Origin of the sequence: Mycolicibacterium arseniciresistens (assembly GCF_030519285.1) — a bacterium.
Lineage (GTDB): Bacteria > Actinomycetota > Actinomycetes > Mycobacteriales > Mycobacteriaceae > Mycobacterium > Mycobacterium arseniciresistens.
On record NZ_JAUMSQ010000470.1, the window covers coordinates 1 to 3053 of the forward strand.

Genomic DNA, 3053 nt, shown 5'->3' on the forward strand with positions numbered 1-3053 from the left:
CGCTGCGCGACGTCACGCTCGAATGCGCAGGCGACGGCGTTCCGGTCGACGTCGCCGCCGCGCTCGCCGGGCGCACCGTGGTGCTCAACCTCTGGGCCTACTGGTGCGGCCCGTGCGCCGACGAGCTGCCCGCCATGGCCGAATACCAGCGCCGCGCCGGCGACCGGGTGACGGTCCTGACGGTGCACCAGGACGAGAACGAGACCGCTGCATTGCTGCGCCTCGCCGAGCTCGGCGTGCACCTGCCGACCCTGCAGGACGGCCGCCGACTCGTCGCGGCGGCCCTCCGGGTCCCCAACGTCATGCCCGCAACGGTGGTGCTGCGCGCGGACGGTACCGTTGCCGAAATCCTGCCCAGATCCTTCGCCGACGCCGACGAGATCGCGGCGGCGGTGGACCCGGTGATCGGCCGGGAGACAGGAGGAGGGCCGGGGTGAGCACCGCGCGCGACCAGGGTGAACTGCGCCCTGACGCCGCGCCCGGCTGGCTCCGCCCGCTCGTCGACAACGTGGGCCGGGTTCCGAGTGCGTACCGCAGGCGGGTCCCGCGCGACGTCCTCGCCACCATCACCGCGGCGAACGCCGCCGCGACGCTGACGGGGTCCAAGCGCGACGCCGCCGTGCTGGTGCTGTTCTCCGGCCCGCACGACCACCCGGCCGGCGGACTGCCCGACGACGCCGATCTCCTGCTGACCGTCCGGGCGTCCACGCTGCGTCACCACGCCGGCCAGGCCGCGTTCCCCGGCGGCGCCACCGACCCCGGCGACGACGGTCCGGTCGGCACCGCGTTCCGGGAGGCCACCGAGGAGACCGGCATCGACACCGCCCGGATCACGCCGCTGGTCACCCTCGACAAGATGTTCATCCCGCCGTCGGGCTTCCACGTCGTCCCGGTGCTCGCGTACTCCGAGGATCCCGGGCCGGTGGACGTCGTCGACGAGTCGGAGACCGCTGTGGTGGCCCGGGTCCCGCTGCGCGCGTTCATCAATCCGCGGAACCGCCTGATGGTGTACCGCCAGGCCAACACCCGGCGGTTCTCCGGGCCGGCGTTCCTGCTGAACGAGATGCTGGTGTGGGGGTTCACCGGGCAGGTCGTCTCGGCGATCCTCGACGTCGCTGGGTGGGCCCAACCGTGGAACACCGACGACGTCCGCGAACTCGACGAAGCGATGGCGCTTGTCGGAGACCACGACGGCGCCGCCGGCGGCTACGGTGAAGGCCAATCATGACATCGTCACAGTGGCTCGACCTCGCCATCCTGGGCATCGCGTTCGTCGCCGCCGTCTCCGGCTGGCGCTCCGGTGCACTCGGGTCGCTGATGGCGTTGCTCGGGGTGGTGCTCGGCGCGGTGGCCGGTGTGCTGCTGGCCCCCCACCTGGTCGAGGCGTTCCCGGGCCCGCGCCAGAAACTGTTCGTCACGCTGTTCCTGATCCTCGCGCTTGTGGTGATCGGTGAGATCGCCGGCGTGGTGCTCGGCCGGGCGGTGCGCAGCGCGATCCGCAACCGCCCGATGCGCCTGTTCGACTCCGTGGTCGGCTCCAGCCTCCAGCTGGTCGCGGTGCTGCTGGCCGCCTGGATGCTCGGCTTCCTCGTGCAGTCCTCGGACCAGCCCAGGCTGGTGGCGGCGGTCAGCGGTTCCAAGGTGTGGAGCGAAGTCGACCAGGTGGTGCCCGAGCAGCTGCGCACGGTGCCGGGCCGGCTCAAGGCGCTGCTGAACACCTCCGGCCTTCCGAATGTGTGGCAGCCGTTCGGCCGCACGCCGATCGCCGAGGTCGAGGCCCCCGACGTCGGGTTGATCACCGATCCGGTGGTGGAGCGGGTCAGGCCCAGCGTCGTGAAGATCCGGGGCTTCGCGCCGGGCTGCCAGAAGGTGCTCGAGGGCAGCGGTTTCGTGATCTCACCCGGCCGGGTGATGTCGAACGCCCACGTGGTCGCCGGCTCCGAGACGGTCACCGTCGACGCGGGCGGGCAGGAGTACGAGGCGTTCGTGGTGTCCTACGACCCGGCCGCCGACATCTCCATCCTCGACGTGCCCGACCTGCCTGCACCGGCGCTCGAGTTCGTCACCGAGGACGCACCGGACGGCACCGACGCGGTGGTGCTGGGCTATCCCGGTGGCGGCGACTTCACCCCGACGGCTGCCCGGGTGCGCGAGCGGATCGAGCTGAACGGGCCCGACATCTACCAGAAGTCGACCGTGTCGCGGCACGTGTACACCATCAGAGGGCAAGTGCGGCAGGGCAACTCGGGTGGCCCGATGATCGATCGCGAGGGCAGGGTGCTCGGTGTGGTGTTCGGCGCCGCCGTCGACGATCCCGACACCGGATTCGTGCTGCGCTACAGCGAGATCGCGCGTCAGCTGATGAACGTGAACAACACCGCACCGGTGGCCACCGGCGCCTGCGTCGGCTGACCCGTCACGTCCCGTAGACGTGCGCGAGGAAGCGCGACAGCTGTTCGTTGACCTCCTGCGGCGCCTCCTCGTGAGCGAAATGCCCTGCGCCGGCGATTGATACGTACCGGCCGTGCGGCGCGTACCGCTGCGTGCGGTTCACCGGGTCGGCCAGCACGTACGGGTCGGCGTCGCCGCGCAGGTGCAGAACGGGCACGGCGATCGGCCGCTTCATCGAACGCATGAACCGCCTGCCCTCGCCGCGCAGCTGGCTGCGCACCGCCCAGCGCTGGTACTCCAGCGCGGAGTGGGCGGCCGATGGGATCTGGATGGCGCGACGCAGGTGCCCGACGGTCTCGGTGAAATCCTCCGACGCCTGCCAGGGCGCCGCGGCCCGGCGGCGCACCAGCGCTTCGAGTTCCTCTGCGTCGTGGCGGGTCAGTGAGCGTTCCGGCCACACCGGCACCTGGTAGCTCAGCATCGACGGCAGCAGCGCACGGCCCTGGTCGCGCCGCCGCATCGCCGAACTGCGCAGCGCCACCGGGTGCGGCGAGCTGACCACCGCGATCGCCCGCACCGCCCGGGGATGCAGCACGGCCGTCGCCCAGCACACGAGTCCGCCGTCGGCGTGGCCGACGAGCGTCGCGCTCTTGTGGCCGAGC

Annotated in this window: 4 protein-coding genes; 3 read left to right on the plus strand and 1 reads right to left on the minus strand. The window is 71.8% G+C overall.

Features of this window, described 5'->3' with window-relative positions; translation table 11 throughout:
- The 3 genes from Q2100_RS30570 to marP form a co-directional block, all read left to right on the plus strand.
- On the plus strand, window positions 1-437 hold a 437-nt coding region (locus Q2100_RS30570), incomplete at its 5' end, for a TlpA family protein disulfide reductase (RefSeq protein ID WP_302917032.1).
- Window positions 434-1228 carry an NUDIX hydrolase gene (locus tag Q2100_RS30575; protein ID WP_302917033.1) on the plus strand — a complete coding sequence of 265 codons (795 nt, stop codon included), beginning with the start codon at window positions 434-436 and terminating at the stop codon, window positions 1226-1228. The genes Q2100_RS30570 and Q2100_RS30575, both read left to right, overlap by 4 nt.
- Window positions 1225-2412 (plus strand): acid resistance serine protease MarP, encoded by a 1188-nt coding sequence (gene marP, locus Q2100_RS30580; RefSeq protein ID WP_264014818.1) that lies wholly within the window; start codon window positions 1225-1227, stop codon window positions 2410-2412. The genes Q2100_RS30575 and marP overlap by 4 nt, the downstream gene beginning before the upstream one ends.
- Window positions 2413-2416: 4 nt before the next feature.
- Here the strand turns inward: marP and Q2100_RS30585 are convergent.
- Window positions 2417-3053 (minus strand): alpha/beta fold hydrolase (locus tag Q2100_RS30585; RefSeq protein WP_302917034.1); only part of this gene is annotated, 637 nt, incomplete at its 5' end.

What these genes read in the sequence shown, in the direction of transcription:
- marP (WP_264014818.1), top strand. Translation starts at nt 1,225, where the DNA reads ATGACATCGTCACAGTGGCTCGACCTCGCCATCCTGGGCATCGCGTTC.